Annotated in this window: 20 protein-coding genes and 3 tRNA genes; 13 read left to right on the top strand and 10 right to left on the bottom strand. The window is 47.2% G+C overall.

What is annotated here, in order from left to right:
* Window positions 1-44: 44 nt before the first annotated feature.
* Window positions 45-2,324 carry an aconitate hydratase gene (locus AC4BAP_RS18965; RefSeq protein WP_490584258.1) on the bottom strand — a complete coding sequence of 760 codons (2,280 nt, stop codon included), beginning with the start codon at window positions 2,322-2,324 and terminating at the stop codon, window positions 45-47.
* Between the two features lie 168 nt (window positions 2,325-2,492).
* Between AC4BAP_RS18965 and AC4BAP_RS18960 the strand changes: the two genes are divergently transcribed.
* Window positions 2,493-3,755 carry a peroxiredoxin family protein gene (locus AC4BAP_RS18960; RefSeq protein WP_490584257.1) on the top strand — a complete coding sequence of 421 codons (1,263 nt, stop codon included), beginning with the start codon at window positions 2,493-2,495 and terminating at the stop codon, window positions 3,753-3,755.
* 418 nt (window positions 3,756-4,173) lie between these two features.
* Here the strand turns inward: AC4BAP_RS18960 and AC4BAP_RS18955 are convergent, their stop codons facing one another.
* The gene (locus AC4BAP_RS18955; protein ID WP_490584256.1) at window positions 4,174-4,797 is read right to left on the bottom strand and encodes a class I SAM-dependent methyltransferase; all 624 of its coding nucleotides are present in this window, start codon (window positions 4,795-4,797) and stop codon (window positions 4,174-4,176) included.
* Window positions 4,798-5,221: 424 nt separating this feature from the next.
* Window positions 5,222-6,199: a polyprenyl synthetase family protein gene (locus AC4BAP_RS18950; protein WP_490584255.1), complete on the bottom strand. Its 978-nt coding sequence runs from the start codon at window positions 6,197-6,199 to the stop codon at window positions 5,222-5,224.
* A 296-nt stretch (window positions 6,200-6,495) separates the two neighbouring features.
* Between AC4BAP_RS18950 and AC4BAP_RS18945 the strand changes: the two genes are divergently transcribed.
* The gene (locus tag AC4BAP_RS18945; RefSeq protein WP_490584254.1) at window positions 6,496-7,383 is read left to right on the top strand and encodes an alpha/beta hydrolase family protein; all 888 of its coding nucleotides are present in this window, start codon (window positions 6,496-6,498) and stop codon (window positions 7,381-7,383) included.
* A complete protein-coding gene (gene folK, locus AC4BAP_RS18940) occupies window positions 7,376-7,870 on the top strand; it encodes a 2-amino-4-hydroxy-6-hydroxymethyldihydropteridine diphosphokinase (RefSeq protein WP_490584253.1) in 495 nt (164 codons plus the stop codon). The genes AC4BAP_RS18945 and folK overlap by 8 nt, the downstream gene beginning before the upstream one ends.
* 16 nt (window positions 7,871-7,886) lie before the next feature.
* Here the strand turns inward: folK and AC4BAP_RS18935 are convergent, their stop codons facing one another.
* The 4 genes from AC4BAP_RS18935 to AC4BAP_RS18920 all read right to left on the bottom strand — a co-directional run bounded on the left by AC4BAP_RS18935 (window position 7,887) and on the right by AC4BAP_RS18920 (window position 9,566).
* Entirely contained in the window at window positions 7,887-8,792 is a 906-nt protein-coding gene (locus AC4BAP_RS18935) for a carboxypeptidase-like regulatory domain-containing protein (protein ID WP_490584252.1), read from the bottom strand.
* 358 nt (window positions 8,793-9,150) lie between these two features.
* A tRNA-Arg gene (locus tag AC4BAP_RS18930) sits at window positions 9,151-9,224 on the bottom strand.
* A gap of 70 nt (window positions 9,225-9,294) precedes the next feature.
* Window positions 9,295-9,368 (bottom strand) — tRNA-Pro (locus AC4BAP_RS18925).
* Window positions 9,369-9,479: 111 nt separating this feature from the next.
* Window positions 9,480-9,566, bottom strand: a tRNA-Ser gene (locus AC4BAP_RS18920).
* Between the two features lie 329 nt (window positions 9,567-9,895).
* Here AC4BAP_RS18920 and AC4BAP_RS18915 point away from each other — a divergent pair.
* From AC4BAP_RS18915 to AC4BAP_RS18895, 5 genes are all read left to right on the top strand, one after another.
* On the top strand, window positions 9,896-10,867 hold the full coding sequence (locus tag AC4BAP_RS18915; RefSeq protein WP_490584251.1) for a VWA domain-containing protein: 972 nt from the start codon (window positions 9,896-9,898) through the stop codon (window positions 10,865-10,867).
* On the top strand, window positions 10,864-11,808 hold the full coding sequence (locus tag AC4BAP_RS18910) for a tetratricopeptide repeat protein (protein WP_490584250.1): 945 nt from the start codon (window positions 10,864-10,866) through the stop codon (window positions 11,806-11,808). The genes AC4BAP_RS18915 and AC4BAP_RS18910 overlap by 4 nt, the downstream gene beginning before the upstream one ends.
* A gap of 434 nt (window positions 11,809-12,242) precedes the next feature.
* Window positions 12,243-12,848, top strand: a complete 606-nt coding sequence (locus AC4BAP_RS18905; RefSeq protein ID WP_490584249.1) for a TetR/AcrR family transcriptional regulator — start codon at window positions 12,243-12,245, stop codon at window positions 12,846-12,848.
* 47 nt (window positions 12,849-12,895) lie between these two features.
* Entirely contained in the window at window positions 12,896-13,405 is a 510-nt protein-coding gene (locus tag AC4BAP_RS18900) for an acyl-CoA thioesterase (RefSeq protein WP_490584248.1), read from the top strand.
* Window positions 13,406-13,588: 183 nt separating this feature from the next.
* Complete coding sequence (locus AC4BAP_RS18895) at window positions 13,589-14,227, top strand: HD domain-containing protein (protein ID WP_490584247.1); 639 nt, start codon at window positions 13,589-13,591, stop codon at window positions 14,225-14,227.
* Window positions 14,228-14,380: 153 nt separating this feature from the next.
* Here the strand turns inward: AC4BAP_RS18895 and AC4BAP_RS18890 are convergent, their stop codons facing one another.
* Window positions 14,381-14,770, bottom strand: coding sequence for a VOC family protein (locus AC4BAP_RS18890; RefSeq protein ID WP_490584246.1), 390 nt, complete (start codon window positions 14,768-14,770; stop codon window positions 14,381-14,383).
* A 110-nt stretch (window positions 14,771-14,880) separates the two neighbouring features.
* Here AC4BAP_RS18890 and AC4BAP_RS18885 point away from each other — a divergent pair, with 110 nt between their 5' ends.
* Entirely contained in the window at window positions 14,881-15,330 is a 450-nt protein-coding gene (locus AC4BAP_RS18885) for a PaaI family thioesterase (RefSeq protein ID WP_490584245.1), read from the top strand.
* A gap of 150 nt (window positions 15,331-15,480) precedes the next feature.
* Window positions 15,481-16,080 (top strand): hypothetical protein, encoded by a 600-nt coding sequence (locus AC4BAP_RS18880; protein WP_490584244.1) that lies wholly within the window; start codon window positions 15,481-15,483, stop codon window positions 16,078-16,080.
* Between the two features lie 66 nt (window positions 16,081-16,146).
* Here the strand turns inward: AC4BAP_RS18880 and AC4BAP_RS18875 are convergent, their stop codons facing one another.
* Window positions 16,147-17,268 (bottom strand): SMP-30/gluconolactonase/LRE family protein, encoded by a 1,122-nt coding sequence (locus tag AC4BAP_RS18875; protein WP_490584243.1) that lies wholly within the window; start codon window positions 17,266-17,268, stop codon window positions 16,147-16,149.
* A gap of 130 nt (window positions 17,269-17,398) precedes the next feature.
* Window positions 17,399-20,290 (bottom strand): alpha/beta hydrolase family protein, encoded by a 2,892-nt coding sequence (locus tag AC4BAP_RS18870; protein WP_490584242.1) that lies wholly within the window; start codon window positions 20,288-20,290, stop codon window positions 17,399-17,401.
* A gap of 814 nt (window positions 20,291-21,104) precedes the next feature.
* On the opposite strand from AC4BAP_RS18870, the gene AC4BAP_RS18865 reads away from it, so the two are divergent.
* From AC4BAP_RS18865 to AC4BAP_RS18855, 3 genes are all read left to right on the top strand, one after another.
* Window positions 21,105-22,289 carry an acetyl-CoA C-acyltransferase gene (locus AC4BAP_RS18865; RefSeq protein WP_490584241.1) on the top strand — a complete coding sequence of 395 codons (1,185 nt, stop codon included), beginning with the start codon at window positions 21,105-21,107 and terminating at the stop codon, window positions 22,287-22,289.
* Between the two features lie 663 nt (window positions 22,290-22,952).
* Window positions 22,953-24,275, top strand: a complete 1,323-nt coding sequence (locus AC4BAP_RS18860; protein ID WP_490584240.1) for a toxin-antitoxin system YwqK family antitoxin — start codon at window positions 22,953-22,955, stop codon at window positions 24,273-24,275.
* A 289-nt stretch (window positions 24,276-24,564) separates the two neighbouring features.
* Complete coding sequence (locus AC4BAP_RS18855) at window positions 24,565-24,930, top strand: hypothetical protein (protein ID WP_490584239.1); 366 nt, start codon at window positions 24,565-24,567, stop codon at window positions 24,928-24,930.
* Window positions 24,931-25,057: the final 127 nt, after the last annotated feature.

Below are 25,057 nucleotides of genomic sequence, written 5' to 3'. Positions count from 1 at the left end.
CTCTCTGAAATCAGAGAGGCATTTTACATTTATACTTTCAGAAATTAGGCGTTAGCGGCCTGCTTTTGCTGCTGACGGATCAGGTTTAGGGCAGAACCGGCTCTGAACCAGGCAATCTGACCTTCGTTATAAGTATGGTTTACCGTGAAGCTGTCCTGGCTGCCGTCTTTGTGCGTTAACACAACTTTAAGCGGCTGGCCTGGCGTGAAGTTCTCCAGACCCAGGATGTCGATCGTGTCGTTCTCCTCGATTAGGTCGTAATCAGCTTTGTTGGCAAACGTAAGGGCTAGCATACCCTGCTTCTTCAGGTTAGTTTCGTGGATACGCGCGAAAGATTTCACGATAACCGCACGAACACCTAAGTGGCGTGGCTCCATGGCCGCGTGCTCACGAGAAGAACCTTCACCGTAGTTTTCGTCGCCTACTACTACTGTTCCGATACCCTGTGCTTTGTAATTACGTGCTGTAGCTGGTACAGTGTCGTAACCACGCGTCATGTCGTTATATACTTTGTTAGCCTCACCGTTGAAAGCGTTAATGGCACCGATCAACATGTTGTTAGAGATGTTATCAAGGTGACCACGGTATTTCAACCACGGACCAGCCATTGAGATGTGGTCGGTAGTACACTTACCCTGCGCTTTGATAAGAAGCCTCAGGCCTTTCAGGTCTGTGCCTTCCCATGGCTTAAAGCCTTCCAGCAATTGTAGTCGGTCAGAGTTTGGATCAACTACAACCTGTACATTGCTACCGTCCTCTGCAGGAGCCACATAACCGGCATCCTCTACTGCAAAGCCGTTAACTGGCAACTCTATGCCTTTCGGCTCGTCAAGTTTCACCTGCTGGCCGTCTTTGTTTGTAAGCGTGTCTGTAAGTGGGTTGAATGTAAGGTCACCGGCGATAGCAAATGCTGTTACGATCTCTGGAGAAGCCACGAACGCGTGTGTGTTCGGGTTACCATCGTTACGCTTTGCAAAGTTACGGTTGAACGAAGTGATGATAGAGTTTCTGCGCGTTGGATCGTCAGTGTGACGTGCCCACTGGCCGATGCACGGACCGCAGGCGTTTGCCAATACAACACCACCCATCTGCGCAAAAGTATCTAACAAGCCATCGCGGGCAGTTGTATAGCGTACCAACTCAGAACCAGGTGTGATCGTAAATTCAGCCTTAGCCTCTAAGTTCTTAGATACAGCCTGCTCAGCGATTGACGCAGAGCGTGTGATATCTTCATAAGATGAGTTAGTACAAGAACCGATCAAACCTACCTCTAGTTTCGCCGGCCAGTTGTGCTCTTTAACAACAGCAGCGAACTGAGAAATTGGCCATGCCGCATCCGGAGTGAATGGACCGTTTACGTGTGGCTCTAGTGTAGAAAGGTCGATCTCGATCAGTTGGTCATAGAAAGAAGCCGGGTCAGCGTATACTTCGTCATCGGCACGCAGCAGGTGAGCTACTTCGTCGGCCATCTGTACTACTTCCTCACGCTTGGTAGCGTTAAGATATTTACGCATACTGTTGTCGTACGCGAACACAGATGTAGTTGCACCGATCTCAGCACCCATGTTACAAATAGTGCCTTTACCTGTACAAGACATAGACTCTGCCCCATCACCGAAATACTCCACGATAGCACCTGTACCTCCTTTTACAGTAAGTATACCAGCCACTTTTAGGATAACGTCTTTTGGAGAAGTCCAGCCACTCATTTTGCCTGTCAGCTTCACACCGATCACTTTCGGGAATTTAAGCTCCCACGGCATGCCTGCCATTACGTCTACGGCATCAGCACCACCAACACCGATCGCGATCATACCCAAACCACCAGCGTTAGGTGTGTGTGAGTCTGTACCGATCATCATACCACCCGGGAATGCGTAGTTCTCAAGAACTACCTGGTGGATGATACCTGCACCTGGCTTCCAGAAACCGATGCCATACTTGTTGGATACAGAAGCAAGAAAGTCATAAACCTCCTTGTTCTCGTTGTATGCGTCCTGCAAGTCAGCGTCTGCGCCAACGCGCGCCTGAATCAGGTGGTCGCAATGCACAGTAGAAGGAACTGCTGCCTGCGCCTTACCAGCCTGCATGAACTGAAGCAAGGCCATCTGTGCCGTCGCATCCTGCATAGCTACCCTGTCCGGAGCGAAATCTACGTAAGATTGACCACGCTCATGTGCTCCTGTAGCCGGACCTTCGTAAAGGTGAGAATACAGGATCTTTTCTGTCAGGGTAAGCGGTCTGCCAACCTTTGTACGGGCAGCAGATATGCGCTCTTCCATGCCGGCATAAACTGCCTTGATCATTTCTAAATCAAATGCCATAGTTTTGCTATTCTTAACGTTTTTAACTCTTCTTATTGAAGTTTACAAATGTACAAATCAATGGGTTTCTGAACAACATTCGTCAGGATGAATATACCATGAGTCTAATCTTGGGCTTTGTATTTGGTAATTGTAGCTTTTGCCTGCCTAATCTCCTAACTTTGTTGCATGAACAGATACCTATCTAATACCCCTGCCAGGCTGATTTTGTTTTTGGCGTTGGCATTAACGCAGGTTATAACCTCCTGTACTTCATCCACATCCACAGACAACACCTTGAAAGCCGGCACTTGGCGTGTAGCCCTGCAACGTGCCGATGGTAAGGAGATCCCGTTTATAATGGAGGCTGAGGAAAAAGACGGAAAAACAGTTTTATACCTGGTAAACGATGAAGAACGCATTTTAGTAGACGATATTAAGCAGGAAGGCGACTCGCTTAAAATAAGATTACACATTTTTGATGCTGACCTGATCGCAAAACCTGAAGGCGATAAAATGGCTGGCCGCTTTGTGCGCAACGACCTCGACTATCGTTATTATTTACCTTTTACAGCTGAGCTAGGCAATACAAACCGATTTAAAGCAAACCCTGCCCCTGCTACGTTTAATTTCGATGGCAAGTGGCAAGTAGTGTTTACCGACAAAGATGGCAAAAGCTACGATGCTATTGGCGTGTTTAAGCAGGATGGCAACAAGGCATCGGGCACTTTCCTGACCGAGACCGGCGATTACCGTTACCTGGAGGGCCAAGTGGAAGGCAAAGAACTAAAGCTATCGACTTTCGACGGCAACCATGCATACCTGTTCACGGCCACCCCGGAAGGTGACAGCACCCTGAAAGGCAACTTCTACTCCGGCATGGACTACATCGAAACCTGGACAGCCAGGCGCAACCCGAATGCCCAACTTGCCAGCGCCGATACTTTAACCTACCTGAAGCCAGGCTACGAAACACTGAGCTTCACGTTCCCTAACCTGGAGGGCAAGCTTGTTTCACTGTCAGATCCAAAGTATAAAAACAAGGTAGTGCTGGTGCAACTACTAGGCTCCTGGTGCCCTAACTGTATGGACGAAACTAAATTCCTGGCCCCATACTATGACAAAAACAAAGACCGCGGCCTGGAAATCATTGGTTTAGGCTTCGAGCGCAGTCCTGAATTTGAGCAAGCCGCTACCCGCCTGAAGAAGATGAAAGAGCGTATGAATGTGAACTACGACCTGCTGGTTGCAGCCACCTCAGACAAAGAAGCGGCAGCCAAAGCACTTCCGGCGCTTAATCACGTACTCTCATTCCCGACCACCATCTTCATTGGCCGCGACGGCAAAGTACGCAAAATACACACAGGCTTCTCTGGCCCCGGCACCGGCAAGTACTACGAAGAATGGGTTGCTGATTTTAACAAGACAATGGAGCAGCTGCTGGCGGAGTAGTCTGATTGTTGATTGTTAATTGCTGATTGTTGATCGGCTGAAGTATAAAAGAAAGGCTGCTACTGTTGAAGTAGCGGCCTTTTTTGTTTTTTGGCTATACCGAGTCCAACCACCCCTAACCCCTCAGAGCTACGCTCGCAATCTTCGAACCCTCGTTCTCGATTGTCCAAGGAGGGGAATTTTACCTCACCCCAGCCCTCTCCTGAAAACAAGAGAGGGGGCTTGGCTCTTACTGCTTCAACCGCCATCACAACAGCAGTTGTGTTCTCCTTTGTCATCTTGTAAAGATCTTGGTGTAAGGGAGGTTAAGCAACAGCTACGGAGTTTATACATAAGCTAGAGTAACAGCAGAGTTCCCCGCCTTAGACAAGTCTACGATCCCGGACTTGTTTCGGGAGAGGGGTTAGGGGTGGTTGGATTACAATGGCTTCCGCAACCGCACCAACCTGAACGTACCACCCAAAGCCGCCGGCTCATTCAATTCTACTCTCAGGGAAGTATGGCTTACGATAACCCCTATGCTGCGGTTGATATCCGAAAAAAGTGTGCGGGTAATTTGGTTTAAGAAACGGCGTAATAGCGAAGGTTTTTGCCCATCAGGAATAAACTTATCGAACACCATGACCGTGCCGCCTGGCTTTAATACCCGCTCTACCTCTTTGATACAGGCTACCGGATCCGGAATAACGGCAAGTATAAGGTGAAGTATAACCGCGTCGAAGCTCTTGCTTGCAAAGGTGAGTTGCTGCCCATTCATCACCTGCGCATTAACGGGTATCTGCAGCTGCTCTGCCCTCTCCTTTAGTTTGGTGATCATGCCCGGCGTGATGTCAATGGCAGTCAGGTTAGAGTAGCCTTGCAAGTATGGCAGATCCAAACCGGTGCCGGCACCAAGTATAAGTATATCATCGTCGGGGTTGGCAGCTAAAAGTTTTACAGAACGCTTTCTATACTTCCGGAAAATGCGGTCTGCAATGAGGTCGTAGATGGGCAGGTATAAAGTATAACGAAAGCGGTTCCAGGTGTTGGTGTTCAGGCTCATTTCATAGTTTTATTTTGCACGCACAAAACTATTTATACTTCCTGTTTACACCGTTACACAATTATAGTTGAGTGTTGCAGAATTCCGGACCGGTGATTTTTGTGATTGACCACAGATTAATGGGGATTAGACCACAGATTAATGGGGATTTTAGGGATTTAACTGATTTTCTCTAACCAGTTTGGATTTTAATAGACCTTGTAGCCAACGTTAAAAGCCATGCAATATCTTCAGTTCCTGCGAGTATATGGGTAAGGAATAGCTATTGCTTCGTGGCAAGCAAGACGCTTACAGATTTTGCAAACGCTGTGAGGTCTGTCGCTTTCTGATGCTGGGTGTTAATCCCTAAACTAGATATGTGAAAAAATCCCACTAATCCCAGAAATCCCCATTAACCTGTGGTCAATCACAATTAATCACCGGTCTATTTTTCCCGCTCTATGGTATAAGCGATCAGGTGCTCCAGCGATTTACGTGATGGGGAATCGGGGAAGGTGTGAAGTATGGCCAGGGCTTCAGCGTGGTAGCGGTTCATGACCTCAATGGTGTACTCAATACCACCCGACTGTTTAACGAAGTCGATAACCTGCTGCACGCGCTTGTTGTCGCCGTTGTTGTTTTTAACGTTGTAGATAACACGGCGCTTCGTAAACCAGTCTGCTTCGCGCAGGGCGTGTATCAGCGGCAGGGTCATCTTTTTCTCTTTGATGTCGATGCCCACAGGCTTGCCGATCTCTGCGGTACCGTAGTCGAACAGGTCGTCTTTTATCTGGAATGCGATGCCAACCTTCTCGCCAAACAGGCGTGCCTTCTCGATATCCTCTGTGCTGGCACCAGCCGAGGCGGCACCCACCGCACAGCAAGACGCAATAAGCGAGGCCGTTTTCTGGCGGATAATATCGAAGTATACTTCCTCGGTTATGTCCAGGCGACGGGCTTTTTCTATTTGCAGCAACTCTCCTTCACTCATCTCCTTCACCGCATTCGACACGATCTTGAGCAGTTCGTAATCGTCGTTTTGCAGCGAAAGCAGCAGGCCTTTAGATAGCAGGTAATCACCTACTAAAACGGCTATCTTGTTTTTCCAAAGGGCGTTAACGGAGAAAAAACCACGGCGGTAATTCGCATCGTCCACCACGTCGTCGTGCACCAGTGTGGCTGTGTGCAGCAACTCAATAAGTGCGGCACCACGGTAAGTTGGCTCACTAATGGTTTCGTGGAAGAGCTTGGCTGTGAAGAACACGAACATCGGGCGCATCTGCTTGCCTTTGCGCTTCACTATGTAGCTCATAATCCGATCAAGAAGCAAAACCTTCGTCTTCATCGAGGCTCTGAACTTCTTTTCGAAAAGCTCTATCTCGGGCGCAATGGGCGCTTGTATTTCCTTTAGGCCGATACTCATGTGTTAAGTATGCAATATTACTGCCTGCAAGGGTGGTTTCCAAACAGTGCCGGCAAAACAAAGTATAATTGTTAAATTGCTGCCATGCTTTAAATCAGGCTTCATACTTGGCAATGCTCTAAAATCTGTCTAAGCAAGAATTGAATACCTTAACTTAAACCAACTTTAGCTTATAATACCGTGGCTCTTAACCCGCATTTGATCAATTTAAAGCATTTGCATGTTATCTGAATGAAGACACTAAGCTAACAGTATAGCGACACAACTATATAGTGAGTGTTTGAGTACATATAAATATGCAAACACACACTCAACAGAACCTAAAACAACTCAACACCATGAAAGTTGATTTTGTAGTATATCCCGAACACGGACGCCCTTTTACAGCCGACGCTACCTTTAAAGAAGACGGAACACACAAGCCTGTCGTGATCTTCACCCACGGTTTTAAAGGCTTTAAAGATTGGGGCCACTGGAACCAACTGGCCCGCTACTTCGAAGAGCACGGCTTTGTTTTCATTAAATTCAATTTCTCCTACAACGGCACCAGTGTAGAGAATTACACCGACCTGCACGACATGGAGGCCTTTGGCCAGAACAACTTCAGCCTGGAGCTTGACGACATGCAGGCCCTTATTGACCTGCTGCACGACCCACAAGGGCCGCTTAACCAGAAAGAACTCGACCTGAACAGGATTTATATGATGGGCCATAGTCGTGGTGGCGGGGCAGTTATACTTAAGGCTGCCGAAGAACCGCGCATAAAAGCCGTAGCTACCTGGGCCGCCGTTAACCGCTTCGACAATAAGTGGGAAGAACTGCACATGGAAGACTGGAAACGGGAAGGTGTGCAATGGGTACAAAACTTCCGGACAGGCCAGCAAATGCCGCTGTACTACCAGATCGTGGAGGATTTCCAGAAAAACCGCCATCGCCTTGACATCCCGAAAGTGATCCTGAACATGCACCAGCCGCTTTTGCTGCTACATGGCGAGGAAGACGAAACCTTGCCAATTGAAATGGCTCACGACCTGAAAAACTGGAAACAGGATGCCCACTTGGTATTGCTACCGCAAGCTGACCACTCTTTTGGCGGCATGCACCCATACGAGGAGGAAGACCTGCCACCAGCCTCTAAAGCGGCAGCCGATCTAACCATTGAGTTCTTCAGGAAGCATGCATAAAGTATACTTACTGCTTGGCGGCAACCTGGGTAACCGCACTTTATACTTACAACAGGCCCGCGAAAGTATAAATCAGCGGGTGGGAAGTATAAACCGTGTTTCTAAAGTATACGAAACAGCCGCCTGGGGCAAAATCGACCAGCCTACGTTTCTGAACCAGGTGCTAGAAGTGGAAACGGACCTTAGCCCTGAAGATGTGCTGCAAAGTATAAATGCCATTGAGCAGGAACTAGGCAGAATAAGGCAAGGACATTGGGGGGCTCGTGTTATTGACATCGACATCCTTTTTTACGATGACCTGGTGCAGCAAACGCAACGCCTGACAATTCCGCACCCACAGCTGCACCTACGGCGCTTTACCTTAATGCCTTTAGCAGAACTTGCACCCAACTTGGTGCACCCGGCACTGGACCATAGTGTAAAACAATTGTTGGAGAGTTGTCCGGATACTTTGGAAGTGAAAGTATATAAAGAAGCCACTCTTTAGGGAATGGCTTTATACTTTATTGCGCTTTTACAAATGCATCACTTTCTGGCTTAAAGCAATCTGCGTTGAGGTACATGCTAAGATAGCCTGATCCACGCTTCCACTCACCTGTACTTTTATCCCTGGTCACATAAGTATGAACTGGTGAAACAGCTATAGGTACAGACAAAAATCTGCTGCTTTCTTTTTGCTTCACGCTTTCCAGCCACTGTACTGTTATAGCTACTTTATCATGCCCTTCAAGCCGAATACTATATTCTTTAAGATCAACTTTTACCCATCCCGGATTCTTACCTTTAACCTCGAAAACTATATTTTCCTGAAGCAGGCTTTTACCAGGCAAACCGTTTACCACCTCATATACATTTACCCTGAACTTAACTGAGGTAAAATCACTCCAGCCCATATAAACATTGAAATCATTGAGGAAGCAGGTTTGATTTAATTTTATGATATTCCCTACTTCTCGCCCAAGCCTGTCATGGGCAGCGGTATCCTGCATCGAATAGAAATTGTAATGGGTAAAGTACTCCCGATCATTCTTGCCCAGCACTTTCTTTTTAAGCTTATTTGCAAGCACTTTCACTTCTTCAATTTCAACCACCTGTGGCTTAAGGTAAATTTGAAGGCTTTCATTTTCTACATTTCCGATCTGAAGTTCCGTACTCTCATACCCAACACAGGAAAAAATAAGCTTATCATTGGCATTTAGCTGATCTTGCTTAACAGGCAATACAAACTCTCCGGAGCTATTGGCTACAGTACCGATAGATTTACCTAAAACGCCGATACTGGCATAAGGTATTGTGCTTTGAGTAGTGGCATCAACTATTTTCCCTGAGATTTTCACTGATTGAGAAAAAGCTTGTGAGGCTGCAAGTACTAGGGTCAATATTAAGGCCCAAGTTAATTTGTGTGGCATAGTTTGTTTTCAGTTTAGTTAACAATGAATTGAGAACCTCAAACAATGAAATAATATTGTGTTAGCACTATATCATTTCATTCAAGCACATAACCCGGTGCCTCCTCAAGTCAATCCAAAAAATTGGTGCTAAGGCAAACCTTACAGGGCGTTAATCAGTAGAAATAAGCAGGTTAGATAATTGGAATAGCCCACCTGCTCCCAATGGTGGGCTATTTTGTTTATAAGCTGGCCAAAATAATCTGAGATTTTCTAAAGCCAGGAAGACAACTGAAACCGGCCAGATATAAAAGACTCAAGAAAAAAGATGGGACAATAACAAAAAAGCCCCTCTAGTGTACCTAGAGGGGCTTTTCAGTGATCCCGTTTGGATTCGAACCAAAGACCTACTGCTTAGAAGGCAGTTGCTCTATCCAGCTGAGCTACGAGACCAGCGTTTTTCAGGAGAGCTTTGCTCTACCCTTAAACAAAAAATTTCGGAATTGCTTCCGAAATTTTTTAGTCGGGGTGGCAGGATTCGAACCTACGACCTCCACATCCCAAATGTGGCGCGATACCGGGCTACGCTACACCCCGAACTGTGCTTTCAACTCCGGAAGCGCTTGCGGCGCTGTTATTGTTGATTGCGGTGCAAAAGTAAGCGAAGATTTTAAATTGTCAAAACTTTTTTAAAATTTATTTCGCTTGCGGAGAAGGGGGGATTCGAACCCCCGGTACCGTTACCAGTACGGCAGTTTAGCAAACTGCTGGTTTAAGCCACTCACCCACCTCTCCGGGACTCTTTCTGCTAAAGAGATTGCAAACATACAACATTACCTTTAACAGCGCAATAGCTAAGCCCAACTTTTAGTAGCGAAAACTGCAAATAAAACACCTCAGCAAGTATAACTAATTGATAATATTCAGCTTGCCAAAGCAGATTTTTTCTAAATTTTTTTTGAAATTTTATCCCGGCGCCACTCAAAGTATAGTTTAACTCCTATGCAATGGTCACAGGAACCGACCGTTACCAGTAAAAATGCTTTTAATGGCCAGCTTTTAGTATATTTGTCTTTGGGGATTAACAAGAAAAGTAAACAAAACCCGCACCCTGCTATTTTCGCATGACCTGGTACCAGACCATCACTATACTTGAGATTTTGTTCGGCTCAATCTTTTTTGTGCTGTACATCGGGTATCTGCTTCGTGTGCGAAAAGTGGCGGCTTTTTTTAACCAGCGCCCACACGTGGTCTGGTTCAAGTTTTTCCTGCGGCACCTGTACGTATCGCTTATTATAATTGCCATACTTGGGCCCTCGTTCGGGGCCATGAAAAAAGAGATTAAGACTATTGGCAAAGACCTTTATATAGCCATAGATCTGTCGCAGTCTATGAACGCGACGGATGTGCAGCCTTCGCGCCTCGAAAAAGCCAAACACGAGATACAGCGCCTGATCACAAGGTTTAACTCAGATAAGATCGGACTGATCGTTTTCTCTGACGCAGCTTACCTGCACAGTCCCCTCACCTACGACCAGAATGCACTGCAGCTGTACACCCAAACACTGCGCACCAACCTCCTGCCCCATTCCGGTACAGATTATGCGCCGGTCCTGCAACTCACACTGGATAAATTCGCCTCAAATACTTCGGCGGAAACAGATGCGCAGAAAGCAAAAGTACTGGTGCTGATAAGTGATGGCGAGGACTTCGGTGAGAATGTAGAGCAGTTGGCCGAGCAGCTGAATGACGAAAACGTTCGGGTTTATACTTTAGGCGTGGGCACACTTGAGGGCGGCAAAATTCCATCGGGCCGTGGCTTTAAACGCGACAAAAAAGGCCGTACCGTAACCACTACGCTCAACCCGGCTCCGCTCACAAAATTAGCTGAGCTTACAGGTGGCCAGTACTTTGAGGTAAACAACCGCGTTAGCGAGGTTAGCAGACTAATAAACGCCATTAACAACATTGAAGGAGAGTTGCGCGAGAGTAAGACCATCGATGTAACGGCCAACAAGTATATTTACCCCCTGGCGCTGGCACTGCTCCTGATCTTAATTGATGTCTTGATACCGGTAAGAGTTGTGAGAGTATGAGAGCCATCTTCTTTATCATATTGCTTATAGGTATACCTGGTAGTGGGCTCCGTACCATTTCTCAGGTGAACGAGTATGCGGCAAAAGCAGCACAGGCCTATCAGGACAAAGATTACCAGGAGGCCATCATCACTTACGAATACTTGCTTGATAAATTAGAAACTGACGACGACCAGATCAGGTTGAACCTCGCCCATGCTTATTATAAAGCCGGCAGACTGAAAGAGGCGCTTCAGCAATACAGGTTATTGGCCGACAACCCTGCCTCGCATATGCGCTCGGTGGTACACCTGCAATTAGGCAACATCCATACAAAGCAGAAAAAGTATAAACAGGCATTGTTACTATATAAACAGGCCCTTGTAGCGAGACCCGAGAACGAGGCTGCCCGCTATAATTACGAACTCCTGAAGAAGTACCTGGAACTACACCCTGAAAAAGCCGAATTGCCGGAGCAGGAATTACCTGAGCCGGAGCAGCCACAGGAAGACAGCACGGCAATGCCAGGCCCTACTCAGGAAGAGCCGCAGCCCAAAACAAAACCGGACCCTGAAGGCGAACGGGAAGAAGAAACTGAACAGCCACAGCCTGATGAAAAGGGACAGCAGGGAGCTACGGGCACTTCGGAAAAGCAAAACCCGCAGCCCCCGCAAAAACAGGACAAAGAGCAAGCAGCAGGCAACCAACCCGGCGACACAAAAGGCACAAACCCGGACAACACATTTGACCCTAACCAGCAGGAGCGTGTAAACGGTACTGAAAACATTACAGAGGCCGACATACGTGCTCAGACACAGCGCATGCGCCTGCAAAATGCTAACATTAGCCCGGAACGTGCCAGGATGCTGCTGGATGCCATGCGCAATGCCGAGATGCAATACATACAACAGCTCCCTAAAAAGACCTCTAAAAAACCAGACAGGTCTAAGCCGGACTGGTAGCCCCTTGAAGCAGAGTCGTTTCATTCTATTTTTTGCTGGCGCGGATCTGTGAACCTTGACTATTTATACCGTTAAATTTGCAATACAACTGGGCCAGTCTTAGATCCCGGGCGCAGTCCCGGGGCGGCCTAGCTAAAGCCAATCACGAACGAGGACGCTCGCGCTATTACTTTAAGATTTTCCAGAATGAAATAATGCTGCCGTTTGTAATATGAAGCTCTTTAGGGTTTTGGCTAAAATAAATCGAACCCGCCATTGTTGGTGTTTTTCACCAACAATTTAAGGCACTGGCTATTATACTTGCTGGTGATAACACGCAGCAAGGGCAGGCACTATGGATTTTAATAAACTCAAAACAGGCTTTATGCCTAAAAACTTCTGCAGGATATACTTGCATAAAACAAACCGATTGGTTTATTTTGCAACATCCACATATGGAAACACTAACTCCAAAAGCAGAACGTACCCGTCAGCTGATCATCGAGAAATCGGCGCACCTTTTTAATTTAAAGGGGTATGCAGGCACGTCCATTCAGGATGTGATGGCGGCGACCGGGTTAACTAAAGGCGGTATCTACGGTCACTTTGAGAGCAAAGAGGAGATTGCCGTAGCCGCTTTTGAATTTGCCAGCCAGCACATTATCAGGCTGCTTTCAGACAAGATAGCGGGCCATACTTCTGCTACTGCAAAGCTTAAGGCCCTTATGGCTTTTTACAAGACCTATCTCTTCACGCCACCAATTTCCGGGGGGTGCCCTATACTTAATACTTCTGTTGAGGCCGATGACACCAATCCGCAGTTGCGCGCAGCTGTGGTTAAAGTGCTGAACAAAATGCACAAGGCCGTTAGCAATATTGTAAAGCAGGGCATAGAGCAACAGGAATTTAAGGGCACGGCAGATGCCGGTCAGTTTGCAGTACTGTTTGTAAGCATGATAGAGGGCGGCATTATGGTATCGAAAGCATACGGCGACGCAAAGCACCTTAACATAGTTTTGCAGCACCTGGAGCAATACATTGAACGAGAATTAGAACTTTAAAATTTTTTATCACAAAAAAGACCGAACGGTTTATTTAATTTAAAACTATGAACACTGAACAAGCATTGCCTAAGCACCTGGAAAGCGAAGTACTGATCCGTTTTGAAGACTGCGATCCTTTTGGGCACCTTAACAATGGCCGCTACATAGACTACTTCCTGAATGCACGCGAGGACCAGCTTCGTGAACAGTATGGCTTGGATATCTACGGGCATATAAAACAGACAGGAAATGCCTGGGTGGTGGCATCGAACCAGATCGCTTACCTGCGCGAAGTTAAGTTTATGGAGTGGGTAAAGATCAGGACCTGCCTTATGCACTACGACAACTCTAATTTATACACAGAGTACCAGATGCTGGATAAGGACACAGAGGCGGTGCTGGCTGTGATCTGGTCTAAACTAACCTACGTTAACATACGGAAAGGGCAGCGCACAGAGCACAGCCCCGAATTGCTGGACCTGTTTGAGAGAACGGCCACCGGAGGCAAAGGCAGACCGGCTCAGTACTTTGAGGAACGTGTAAAGGAACTGCGCAGCACACCAGCGCTTGCTTAACAACGTGATAACATCATACGGCCTGATAAGCTCATTTCACTCAGCAACTTGTGCTCATGCATAATTTCCTGCCAAACAGCAACTTTTGCAAGACATACAGCAGCCCCCTGATTTTCCGAATTTAACTACCTGTGGCTAAATTTGTAAGATCACAATAAAGGAAAATTCATAGAAATGCTGCCCATGAAGACTGAGTTAAAGAACGTGCTTGAGGTGCTATCCCTGGCCGAGAAGCTGAAGTATGAATTAAGGCATAGCTGGCTTTCAAATGGCCGGCAAGAGAGCGTGGCGGAACATACCTGGCGTATGTCGCTGATGGTGGTGCTGTTGGAGCCATACCTTGACAAAGACCTGGACACGGCGCGCACACTCAAAATGGTGATCGTGCATGACCTGGTTGAGGCCGAAGCCGGTGACATACCAGTATTCGACGTAACCACCGACCTGGCCAGAGAAATGAAGCAGGCGAAAGAGAGGAAAGCCATTGAAAACCTACGCGACACACTGGGCTTAGGCCTGGGGCAGCACGTGTATGAGCTGTGGCACGAGTTTGAGGAGAAGAAGACTTATGAGGCCAAGGTAGCCAATGCTCTGGATAAACTGGAAGTGCAGATTCAGCATAACCACGCCGATATATCAACCTGGCTGGAAGTGGAACAGGAGCTTTCCTTCCTGATGGGCACCCACACCGAGTTTGACTCTTGCCTTTCAGCATTGAAAGAACTCATTGAAGAATTGGCGGTTCAGAAAATGGAAAAGGCCGGCATTGATGTGGCGAAGGTCCGTGAACGTGTTGCCTCAAAGTATAATCCTTCTTTCTAATCGATTGTGCTAAACAAGAAATATCTCCCTTAAACACTATACTTCTATACCTTGTGCCCTTTATCGGGTACAGGATTTCAAATCAAAGCACGAAATACTTTTTTCCTGTTTTTTACATAAAAGCCTGCGCTCCGGATAGTGCAGGCTTTTTACTTATAGCTGTATGTCCGGCATGTGGGTTACCTCAAGCACAAAGCCATTCGGGTCTCGGAAGTCTACGGTATAATAGCTGTTGTCGTACTGCGGCATGTGCTGTGGCCCTCTTATAATGTCAGCGTTTATACTTCTGAGCCACTCCCCTACTGTATCCACCACCTCCCGGCTAGTGGCATGGAAACAAATGTGGCGAACGCCTAAACTATCGTGCAGGGCCACCGGCATTTCCTTGAAGTATATCTCATGGGTGCCGCAGCTAAAAGAGGTTCGGTTCAGTTCTTTCCAGCCAATCAACGGGAAGAGCCTGCTGTAAAAAGCAACAGACTCGTCCAGGTCCTTTACCCAGAACTCGAGGTGGGCAATTCCAATTCCGTGTTTGTAAGTCATCAATTTAAGGTTTGCCTGGCTAATCTACGGCCTTCGATATTAAATCTGAAATTACTTCGGGTATTTAAAAGCTTTGGCTATACTTGCCAAGAGCAAATTTGAATTAAAAAATGGAGTTGGAGCAGCATTACCGCGCACTGGAACATTTGTTCCAAAGCGCCAATATTCAGAAAACCATAGGTGGCAGCAGCATTGTGGTTAGCCATGGCCGTGCTGAGATCACATTGCCTGTTGAGCCGGCATACTTTCATGGGGCAAATGCCATGCACGGGTCTTTATACTTTAAGCTGCTGGATGATGCGGCTTACTTTGCAGTGGCCTCTGTGGTAAGGGATGTGTTCATTGTAACTTCTTCATTTCAACTTAACCTGGTAAGGCCAGTAACGGGAGGTCTGCTAAAGGCTGTGGGCACACTCAGGTCGCAGGGTAAAAACCTGTATGTAGCAGAGGCAGCCATTTACAATGAAAAAGGGCGGGAAGTAGCCTTCGGCACCGGTCAGTTTATGCGCACCAATCAGCTTTTGTCCAGTCTGCCAGACTATAAATTAAAGGACATTTAGAGGCTGTTTGCATTAAACCGGTTTTTTCGTTCACTTATAATTACCTGGTACTGTCCACCTATTTCAGGGCATTCACCCGCTTATTCATCGTGCCAGCCCAGCTGGGGAGTTGTATATCGTAAGTAGTTCAAATCAAAAAAAATAAAACTCATGAAAAATTACTTCCGAAGTACAACACTATTTGCCACAGCCTGTGCTCTTTTGCTTTTTTCTGCCTGCGAGTCTGAGAATGTTTCACCGGATGCGGCCTTAAACGTTCAGGATCAGCAGAACGCACATCGATCTAAATCTTATAACCTGAATAAAACCTACACTGCTGACATTATGGCTCTGAATGGGTCTGGGGTGATGGGCACAGCAACGTTAACGCTGGAAGGCGACAAGCTGACGGTGCAACTTATGGCAAGTGGCCTGGAAGCCGGGAAACTACACCCGCAACATATCCATGGCTTTATGGATAAAAACAAAAATGCCGTTTGCCCGCCTATGTCGGCTGATACGGATGGTGACGGCCTGGTAGAGTTAGGCGAAGGCTTGCCATTTTATGGCCCTGTACTGTTGTCATTAGAGCCTTTCCCTACTGCTCCTGATGGCACTATAAATTATACCAGAACATTTGATGTTACTGCGGCTATGCTGCCATTACAGAACAACGTGATCGTGTTGCATGGCATGACCGTAAATGGTGAGTATGTAGCTACCTTGCCTGTTGCATGCGGCGCCATTAAACCGAGTAACAACGGTAAATAAGCTATTTGTTTAGTGAGAAAAGGCAGCCGCACAGACGATGCGACTGCCTTTTTTGTTTGCTTTAGCCTACTGCACAAACGGTGTTAGCGGCACTTTATAAATACTGAAAACCATCTTATTCACCTCCGGACCCGCTTCATGTATGCGCGAGGTGGTAAAGTATAGATTATCCTGGTAAATGGTAAACGTATCGGCCCAGCGTATCTTATCGTCCTGAATCAGCTGTTTTATCTCACCGGCAGGTGTTCTGTAAACGATCGCGTTGTTCTCCAGATCAGCCATGTACAGGTTGCCGCGCTTGTCGAAGATCATGCCGTCGGGGGCTGGTGTCTTGCCCAGGTTCTCCACTTTTTGCCCCAGGGCCTCGCTGCTAAGGCTGCTATTGTTTAAAGCAGAAACAGGCACCCTGTACAAAGTATAACCAGTCAGGGCATGAAAGTATAAATTGCCTTCATTCGTATTCAGGGCAATACCATCGGAGTGTATCTGTGGTTGCTGTCCGTTTTGCAGCCATTTCTTCCCGTTTATTTTAAGCGTAATGTTCTCGGCCTTGGTAGACGGATGTTGGTCCAGCACCCTTCTGGCTTTGCCACTGGCCAGGTCAAGTATAACAATGGCGCCAAGTCCAGAGTCGGTTATGTATACTTTTTTGTTTTTGTCGTCGATGCGGAGGTCGTTGAGGTAGGATTGCTCCGGGGCTATACTTTTATCAAACTCCCATTTATTCTTCAGGTTGTTGGTAGCCAGGTCAAACTCAAGCAATCTGGCATTTCCCTTCACCCCCTGAAACATGGGGTTTGCCGGGTCAAGCACAAACAATGAGCCGTTGTGTGCCAGCACCGATTGTACGCATGTGAATTGGTTGGGCTTTGGCTCTCCTGTCCATTGGTTCCAGTCCGGGTTGGGGTAAAGCCTGAAGGTACCATCGTTCAGGACCTCCACGACCGAGAAAGCCACTCCATCGCGCCACCTTGGAAAATTTGCGAACATGCGTCCGTCCTCGCTTATAGTTACCCCAGTTACCTGGGCACCCTTAAACGAAAACACCCGCCTGATGGAATCCAGGGGAACGATCTCCCCAAGCTCCTCATCCGGAATAAAATCCGCAGGCTCTTTTTCAGGTATATAGGAAGTGCAGGATGCTACAAGTATGGCCAGCAACAGCAGGGGCAGAAAGAATCGCTTCATAAGGGTAAAACCAGTATATAGTGTTTTATGCATACTTATACTCACTTATGCCCCAGAGAGTTGTACTAATAAAAAAAGGAGCAGACAAAACGCCTGCTCCTTCTTCAACTTTATACTTATTTCTTAAGCTTTATTCAGTGGCTTCACCGGCAACTTCCGGCTTTGGTTCTACAAGCTCAAAGCCATACTCTTTGCCTTTTACCACCGATGGCACACCCTCTTTCATCCAAACTGGCATTGGGGCACCTTTCAGGTAGTGGTCGAAGAACTGCGACATACGCACCGAAAGGTCTTTGCGGTTTTTGCGCTGCACCAGGTTGTGGTCTTCGCCGTTGTACACCAGCATCCATGCAGGTCTGTTAAGGCGGCGCAGGGCCATAAAGTACTCAATGCCCTGGTACCAAGGCACGGCACCGTCCTGGTCGTTGTGCATAATCAAAAGCGGCGTTCTAACACGATCAGCATAGAACAATGGAGAGTTCTCGATAAACTGCATTGGTCTTTCCCAAAGCGTACCCCCGATACGGCTTTGTGTGCGCTCATACTGGAACTGGCGGCTCAGGCCCGTACCCCAACGGATACCGCCGTAGGCACTTGTCATGTTAGAAACTGGTGCACCGGCCATGGCAGCCTTAAACATATTGGTTTTAGTTACCATATAGGCGATCTGGTAACCACCCCAGCTCTGACCCTGTAAGGCCATGTTCTTATCATCAACAAAGCCCTGCGCTACCAGACTCTGAACACCCGGTATGATGCAGTCCATGGCACTCTCGCCTGGGTAGCCCTCTTTGTAAATAATGTCCGGCACAAACACCAGGTAATCGTTGCTTACAAAATATGAGATGTTGATGGTAGAGGCGCTAGGAGCCGGTGTGCGGTAGGTATGCAGTCCATCAGAAGAGCGCTCGTAGAAGTATACCAGCATCGGGTATTTCTTCTTAGGGTCGAAGTTCTCTGGCTTAAACAGTAATCCTTCCAGCGGCTCACCATCCGTAGATTTCCAGTTTACAAGCTCCACACTACCCCACAGGTAATCCTTCATTTGCGGGTTGGCATCGCTAAGCTTCTCTACTTTCGCAAAGCTGGCATCCGAAGTATAAATGTCGTTGTACTCTCTGAAAGAACCTTTGCGGAAAGTTAATCGGTCAGCGTTTTTTGCCTTATTCAATCCAGTATAGGTATTGTCAGAGCTGATCAGTTTTTCAGGGGCAACCTGCTTGCTGATGTGCTCTCTGTAATATCCGTCTGCTTTTGTAGCATAATTAAAGCCGCTCACATAAATGGCAGCGTTCAATGGTATAAACTTCTCTTCACGGTCCAGTTGCTCGTAGCGCAGGCGCAGGTTGTTTTTGCGGCCAAAAGCATCTGTCAGGTTTTCAGGGGCTCTTTTCCCGCTTGGGTCCAGTTTCCAGATGTCGTGCTTGTCGTACACCAGCATATAGCTATCATTCTCCACCCAGGCACCAAAACCATAGGCATCCGGTAACGAAGGAACATCGTTCGTCTCGTCGTAGAACGGCAGTCCGATGCGCTTGGTCAGGTTCAGGTTTGCACCACCTTTGCTGCTCATGGCATGCCAGCTGCTATCAATTGGCTCGTACCAGTAAACATAATTGCCCTGTGGCGACAAACGCGGGTAACCGCGTGTTTCAGAAAGCACCTGCTTGCGTGTACCCTTCTTTAAATCGATCAAGTAAGCGTCTTTGCGGGTTGGAGTGTCGTACCCAATGGTCAGTTTATACTTCTCGTCGCTCACGCCCAGGGCCACATCGCCTTCGCCTTTTGCATCCAGGTATACATCCGGAATTTCCAGTGTAGCCAGCTGCTGCATCTGCTTGCCCTTCAGGTCATACATTGCCAGGAAAGAACGCTTCATGTCACGTTCTTTGTTCTTTAACTGCATCGGCTGGATAAGTGGATCTTTGTAAGACCAGATATCCAGGCTCACCTTTTCCTCTTCAAGCTTGGTGGTGTCTTTCTCGTAGCGGGTAGGGCGCGGGAACGTACCAAAGAACAGGCGTTTGCCGTCTTCAGAGAAATTCAGGCGGCCATGCTCGCTTACCATCCATGCTTTCGGTATGCCTTTGCCCAGCGTGTCGGCCAGCAAAGCAGCTTTGTTGTCTTTTTTGTTCCAGTGGTATAATCCAAAGTAGCGGATCTCAGCACCCAATGAGTCCTGGGTGGCTACGTAGGCCAACTGCTCACCAGCTTTATCGGCACTGATGCCTTTATAGGAAACCTTGCCCGTATCGACAGGCATTGTTTTCAGGTCGGCTATGCTAAAGGCATATACACCGGCTTTATGCAGCGAGTCAAGTTCATCCTTCACGAAGTATAGCATGTTGCCCTTCTCCGAGAAAATGTAATCTGTAACTCGTGTAAAACGGTGCTCCTGCCCCGACTGCAGGTTGCGCAGCACAAGCTCAGTGCCGCTGTACTTTTTATTTTGCTTCAGTGGCTTGGAGGCAGGCTTTTTAGGCTCCTCCTTTTTCTCGCCTTCAGCTTTTGCCTCTGTGGCAGGCTTGGCCCCTTTTTTCTCTGGTAACGGTTTTTCGAGGTGATAAGCTAACCAGCCACTACCCTCTTTTGGCAGTTTATAGGATTTCACCCGTGGCATTTTCACCACACTCATGTCCTCCAGCTTTACAATAGCCAGTGAGTCTTTAGGCAGGTCGTCGGGCTTCTTTTTCTTCAGCTTCAGTTCGCGCACCTTCTGGTACTCGGGCTTTATCTCAAAAATAGCGTAACGGCTGTCGTTCGTAAACTCTGCCCTGCCCCCACGGCTATATTGTTTCGAGGCGTTGCTGATGTAATTTCTGATGATCAGTTCGCCATCGCCTTCCTGCGGGTTTACATTGTACAGTACATACTGGCCGTTGTTGGAGATCTTCTCTCCCTGCACACTTTTCCAGCTGTCGTACACATCGTGCGTGAGTGGTTTTTTGGCAGTTTGCTGCTGTGCCTGGGCCTGCATAAGGCCTGTACCGCATAATGCCGCCAACAATAAAAGTTTTCTCATTGCGGGTGAAATTGGTGTTAGTAGTAGTTTAGTTGTGTTTATAAAGATAGCAATACTTAGCGAAACCTGGCTATCACGAGCATAGACTGTTTGAATGGCCAATGGTTTAATATGGTTGTTGGTTGTTGGTTTTTGGGGTTTGTAGAGACGCGATATCGTTGTTGGTTGTTGGTTGTTAGTTATTGGGGTCTGTAGAGACGCAATATTTTGCGTCTTGTTGGCTACAACGCAGAAGATTTCGTTATTGGTTGTTCGTTAATCGTTATTTGAATGTAGAGACGCAACATTTTGCGTCTTGGCTGCTACAACGTTGAGACGCTCACAGGTCTGTAAGACGCTGTGAGGTCTTTTGACTGATCCTTTCCTTGAACATACTGTGTTTGGGAGCTTTGCAGAAATGATTTGTGTAGGACAGACCGATGAAAGCCGATTTTATACTTTGTGCTTTATTACCGGTCCGCAAATAAGACGCTATGTATTGTGTCTTATCATCCAACATTGAATAACGAAACCCACTGCCTCATAGCCAACAAGACGCAAAATATTGCGTCTCTACCAATCCCAACAACAAATAACCACTAACCAACAACTAAACCTACTGTCCTGTAGCCAACAAGACTCAAAATGTTGCGTCTCTACAGACCCCAATAACCAACAACTAACAACGATATCGCGTCTCTACAATCGAACTACGATAAACGAATAACCAATAACGAACAACCATCTACGCCCCTTGCACTTAGCTAACGAACGTTTGGTTTTAAGCGTTAAACGTGGTAATTTCACACAATCAAAATTAACCCGAATCAATATCATGAAAGTAAAAGAAGTATATATCATTTCGGCGGTTCGTACGCCAATAGGTAGCTTTGGCGGTGCTTTGGCCAGCCTTAGCGCCACACAGTTAGGTGCAGCCGCTATTAAAGGTGCTCTTGAGAAAGCAGGCGTAGACAAGAAGCATGTGCAGGAAGTGATCATGGGTAACGTGATCTCTGCAAATCTTGGTCAGGCTCCTGCACGTCAGGCGTCTATGTTTGCAGGCCTTGGCCCTGAGGTAGAGTGTACTACTGTAAACAAAGTATGCGCATCTGGCTCTAAGGCGGTTATGTTTGCGGCGCAGGCTATCATGCTGGGTCATAAAGACGTGATCGTGGCTGGTGGTATGGAAAGCATGAGCAACGTGCCTTTCTACCTGGACAAAGCACGTTTTGGTGCAAAACTTGGCCATGGCCAGATGATCGACGGTTTGCTGAAGGATGGCCTGTGGGATGTTTACAACGACTTCCATATGGGTAACGCAGCCGAGAACACAGCCAAAGAAATGCAGATCACACGCGAGATGCAGGACGAGTATGCTATTGGCTCATATAAAAAAGTGGCTGCCGCTGCTGAGGCCGGCATGCTAAACGATGAGATCGTTCCAGTAGAGATCCCGCAGCGTGGCAAAGACCCGATCGTAGTAACCGAAGACGAAGAGTATAAGAAAGTAAACTTCGAGAAGATACCAGGCCTGCGCCCTGTGTTTGCTAAAGAAGGAACAGTAACTGCTGCCAACGCCTCTACCCTGAACGATGGCGCTGCTGCCCTTGTACTGATGAGCAAAGAGAAAGCAGAGGAGCTTGGCGTAAAACCAATCGCTAAGATCCGTGGCTTTGCCGATGCCGAGCAGGACCCGATCTGGTTCACAACTACGCCATCGCTTGCTATTCCGAAAGCGTTAAAGAATGCTGGTGTTGAGGCATCTGAGGTTGACTTCTACGAAATAAACGAAGCCTTCTCTGTAGTATCAATTGCTAACAACCAGAAACTTGGCCTGGAAGGTGGCAATGTAAACGTGTTTGGTGGTGCTGTATCGCTTGGTCACCCGCTGGGAGCCTCTGGTGCACGTATCCTTGTAACGCTTTGCAATGTGCTTAACAAGAAAGACGGCAAGATCGGCGTAACCGGCATCTGCAACGGTGGTGGCGGTGCTTCATCTATCGTTATCGAGAAAGTATAAATTTGGAGTTCTGAGTCTCGAATTCTGAGTTCTGAGTTTAAGTGCCGGTGTCTGAGGATGCCGGCATTTTTTTTACCCCACCCTTGCCCTCCCCTAAAAACAGGGGAGGGTATTTTATTAAGCGATTAACACACCACTAGCCCCTCTCAAGAGGGGAATTTCGCAGTACCGGGTCAAACCACCCCTTTATCCCCTCCTTGTCCAAGGCGGGGAATCTCTGCTATTACTGATTTATACTTTGTTACCAGTTGTAACAGCCGCTAGCCAAGAAGTGTCCATCCCAGCCTTTGGGTTGAGCGCCTTGTGAGATCCGGTGCCACGTTAGTGGCAGCGCGCAAGCGCAGGAGGGAACACAGCGCGATGCCCGAAGGCGAGGCCTCGCGGCCTTGAGCGCACCAAAGTCAAAGATGAAACAATAGGCAAGTAGAACTGAGGATAGGAGTACCTAGATAGAAAGACAGAGATGACTAAGAGAGGACAGCAGCTAGAAAGAACAGCAACACTAACTCAAAAACACCCTACCACATACAAAACCCCACCCCAAAACCGTTATCAAAACGCAAGCACAAACTCCAATTGGAATCCATACTTGAACATAAATGTTACAAACCACAAGTATAGTTTTATCTTGCAATCGCATAATCAGCACTATCCATCGTAACCATGTATAAAATTCTTTCCATGCTGGTGGCCCTGGCCTTTGCACAAAGTTTAGCCAGCGCCCAGACGAAAGTCATCAAATATCATCCGCAGGATGAAAGCGCCGTGAAGGAGGTATACAGCATCCTTCTGCCTGACTCTGCCATAGTAGGCTATTACAACCGCTATTATTTAAGCGGCGAGAAAGAGGCTACCGTTAAGTTTGTGCAGGGCAAAAAGGACAGCGTTTATACCGAGTATTACCCCAATGGTCAGGTAAAGCTGTTGGTCAATTACCAGAACGGTGTGATGCAGGGGCCTTTTAAAGCCTTCCATCCAAACGGCAAGCTGCTACAGGAAGGCGCTTACGAAAACGATCAGCAGCAAGGTGCTTTTAAGACCTACTCCACCGACGGCACTATCAAAAAAGAAACTGAGTTTGTAAAAGGATTTCCGGAGGGGGTGGTGCGCGAGTACTATGCTGATGGCAAGCTAAAGTCGGAGATCAGGTATAAAAACAGCAAGCAGAACGGCCCGGCCAAAACCTATTACCCTAATGGCCAGCTCGAAACCGACGCTACGTATGCGGGCGGCATGCTGGAAGGCTCTTACAAAACATACTTCGACAACGGGCAGCTACAGCATGAGGTAAGCAACCAGGCGGGACAAAAGAACGGGAGTTTTAAAAGCTATTTCCGTAGCGGGCAACTAAGCACCGAAGGCGGCTTTCTGGCTGGCAAAATGCATGGCCTGGCGAAAGCCTTCTACGAATCAGGGAAACCACGCAGCGTTATACCTTACAAGAACGGCGCTATAAACGGCACTGCCCAATATTTTTATGAAGACGGCACGCTTAAAGAAGAAATTACTGGCAGCAACAACGGGACCGACGTAAAAACGCTGACCTACTACCCTTCTGGCAACCTGCAATCCGAGCAGATCATCAAAGACAAGAAAAAGCACGGCAACTGGAAGAAGTATTTCGATAAGCCGGGCAAGCCAGTACAGGTTTCGGAGAACTATAAAAACGATAAGCGCGAGGGCGAGAAACTGGTATACCACGAAAATGGTGTGGTAAAGGAAAAGTATGTGTATGAGAACGACAAAATACTTGGCCTTAGCTTTGAGTACTACCCTAGCGGTAAGCTAAAATCGGAGACGAACCACAAAGACGGCCTGCGGTTTGGCCCTTACAAGCAGTACTATGAGGATGGCAAAACGGAAGTACTCGGACAGTTTAGGAATAACCGCGAAACCGGCACCTGGAAGTACCACACGCCTGAAGGGAAAGTAACCAGAACCAGACTTTACCGCAACGGTGAAATGCTTGAGGAGAAACTGAAATAAGCTTATACTTGAATTATAGAAGAGCACCCAGGAATGGGTGCTCTTTTTATTTCTGGCGGGTATTAGGTTGTAAGTATAAATTGTACCACCTGCATGCAGTATTTGCTTATACTTCTGTTATATTAGCTCATCAGTTAATGGCCAATGGAGGAAAGTATAAACAATTTTAAACTTTTGATATTTGAGTTTACAGAAAGCAAAACGTCCTTCGTACATAGTGCCAATAACCGTATGTTTATGCTTTTCCACTAGTTAGCCACAATTTAAATTATAGAATTTCAAGCAGTAAATGAAAAAGGTTTTATTAGCAATACCGATAGTTCTGATATTAGCTTGGGTTCTCTATATAAATCTTCCATTTAATATTACGCGGTCAGCTGACATTGAATTCGGGAACAAACTTGTTAGCAGAATTGAAGAATACCGAAAGAAGAACAAAAAGCTACCTGAAACAGGTGATTCGGAAACTCTTGAAAAGCTTGGATTCAAAATAGAACTGTTAGGGACTAAACCTGCCTTTGAGAAAATCAACGAGTACGAATATGAACTCATATACCTTGAAGGATTTGACGGACCTTATCTGCTTTACAATTCCAAAGCAGATGAATGGAAGGTCGCTTTCCCAACAATTCCTGATAGACTGAAAGAAAAATAAAACAGAGGCTAATCGAGTAGACGGCCCCGCCAGTGTTAACTGACGGGGTGCGCCTCTCACACCACCGTACGTACGGGTCGCGTATACGGCGGTTCGTCAAGGATAGCACAGCCGCTCTTTACACCAG

Source organism: Pontibacter sp. GD7, assembly GCF_058216375.1.
This window is presented reverse-complemented; position numbering and strand designations above follow the sequence as displayed.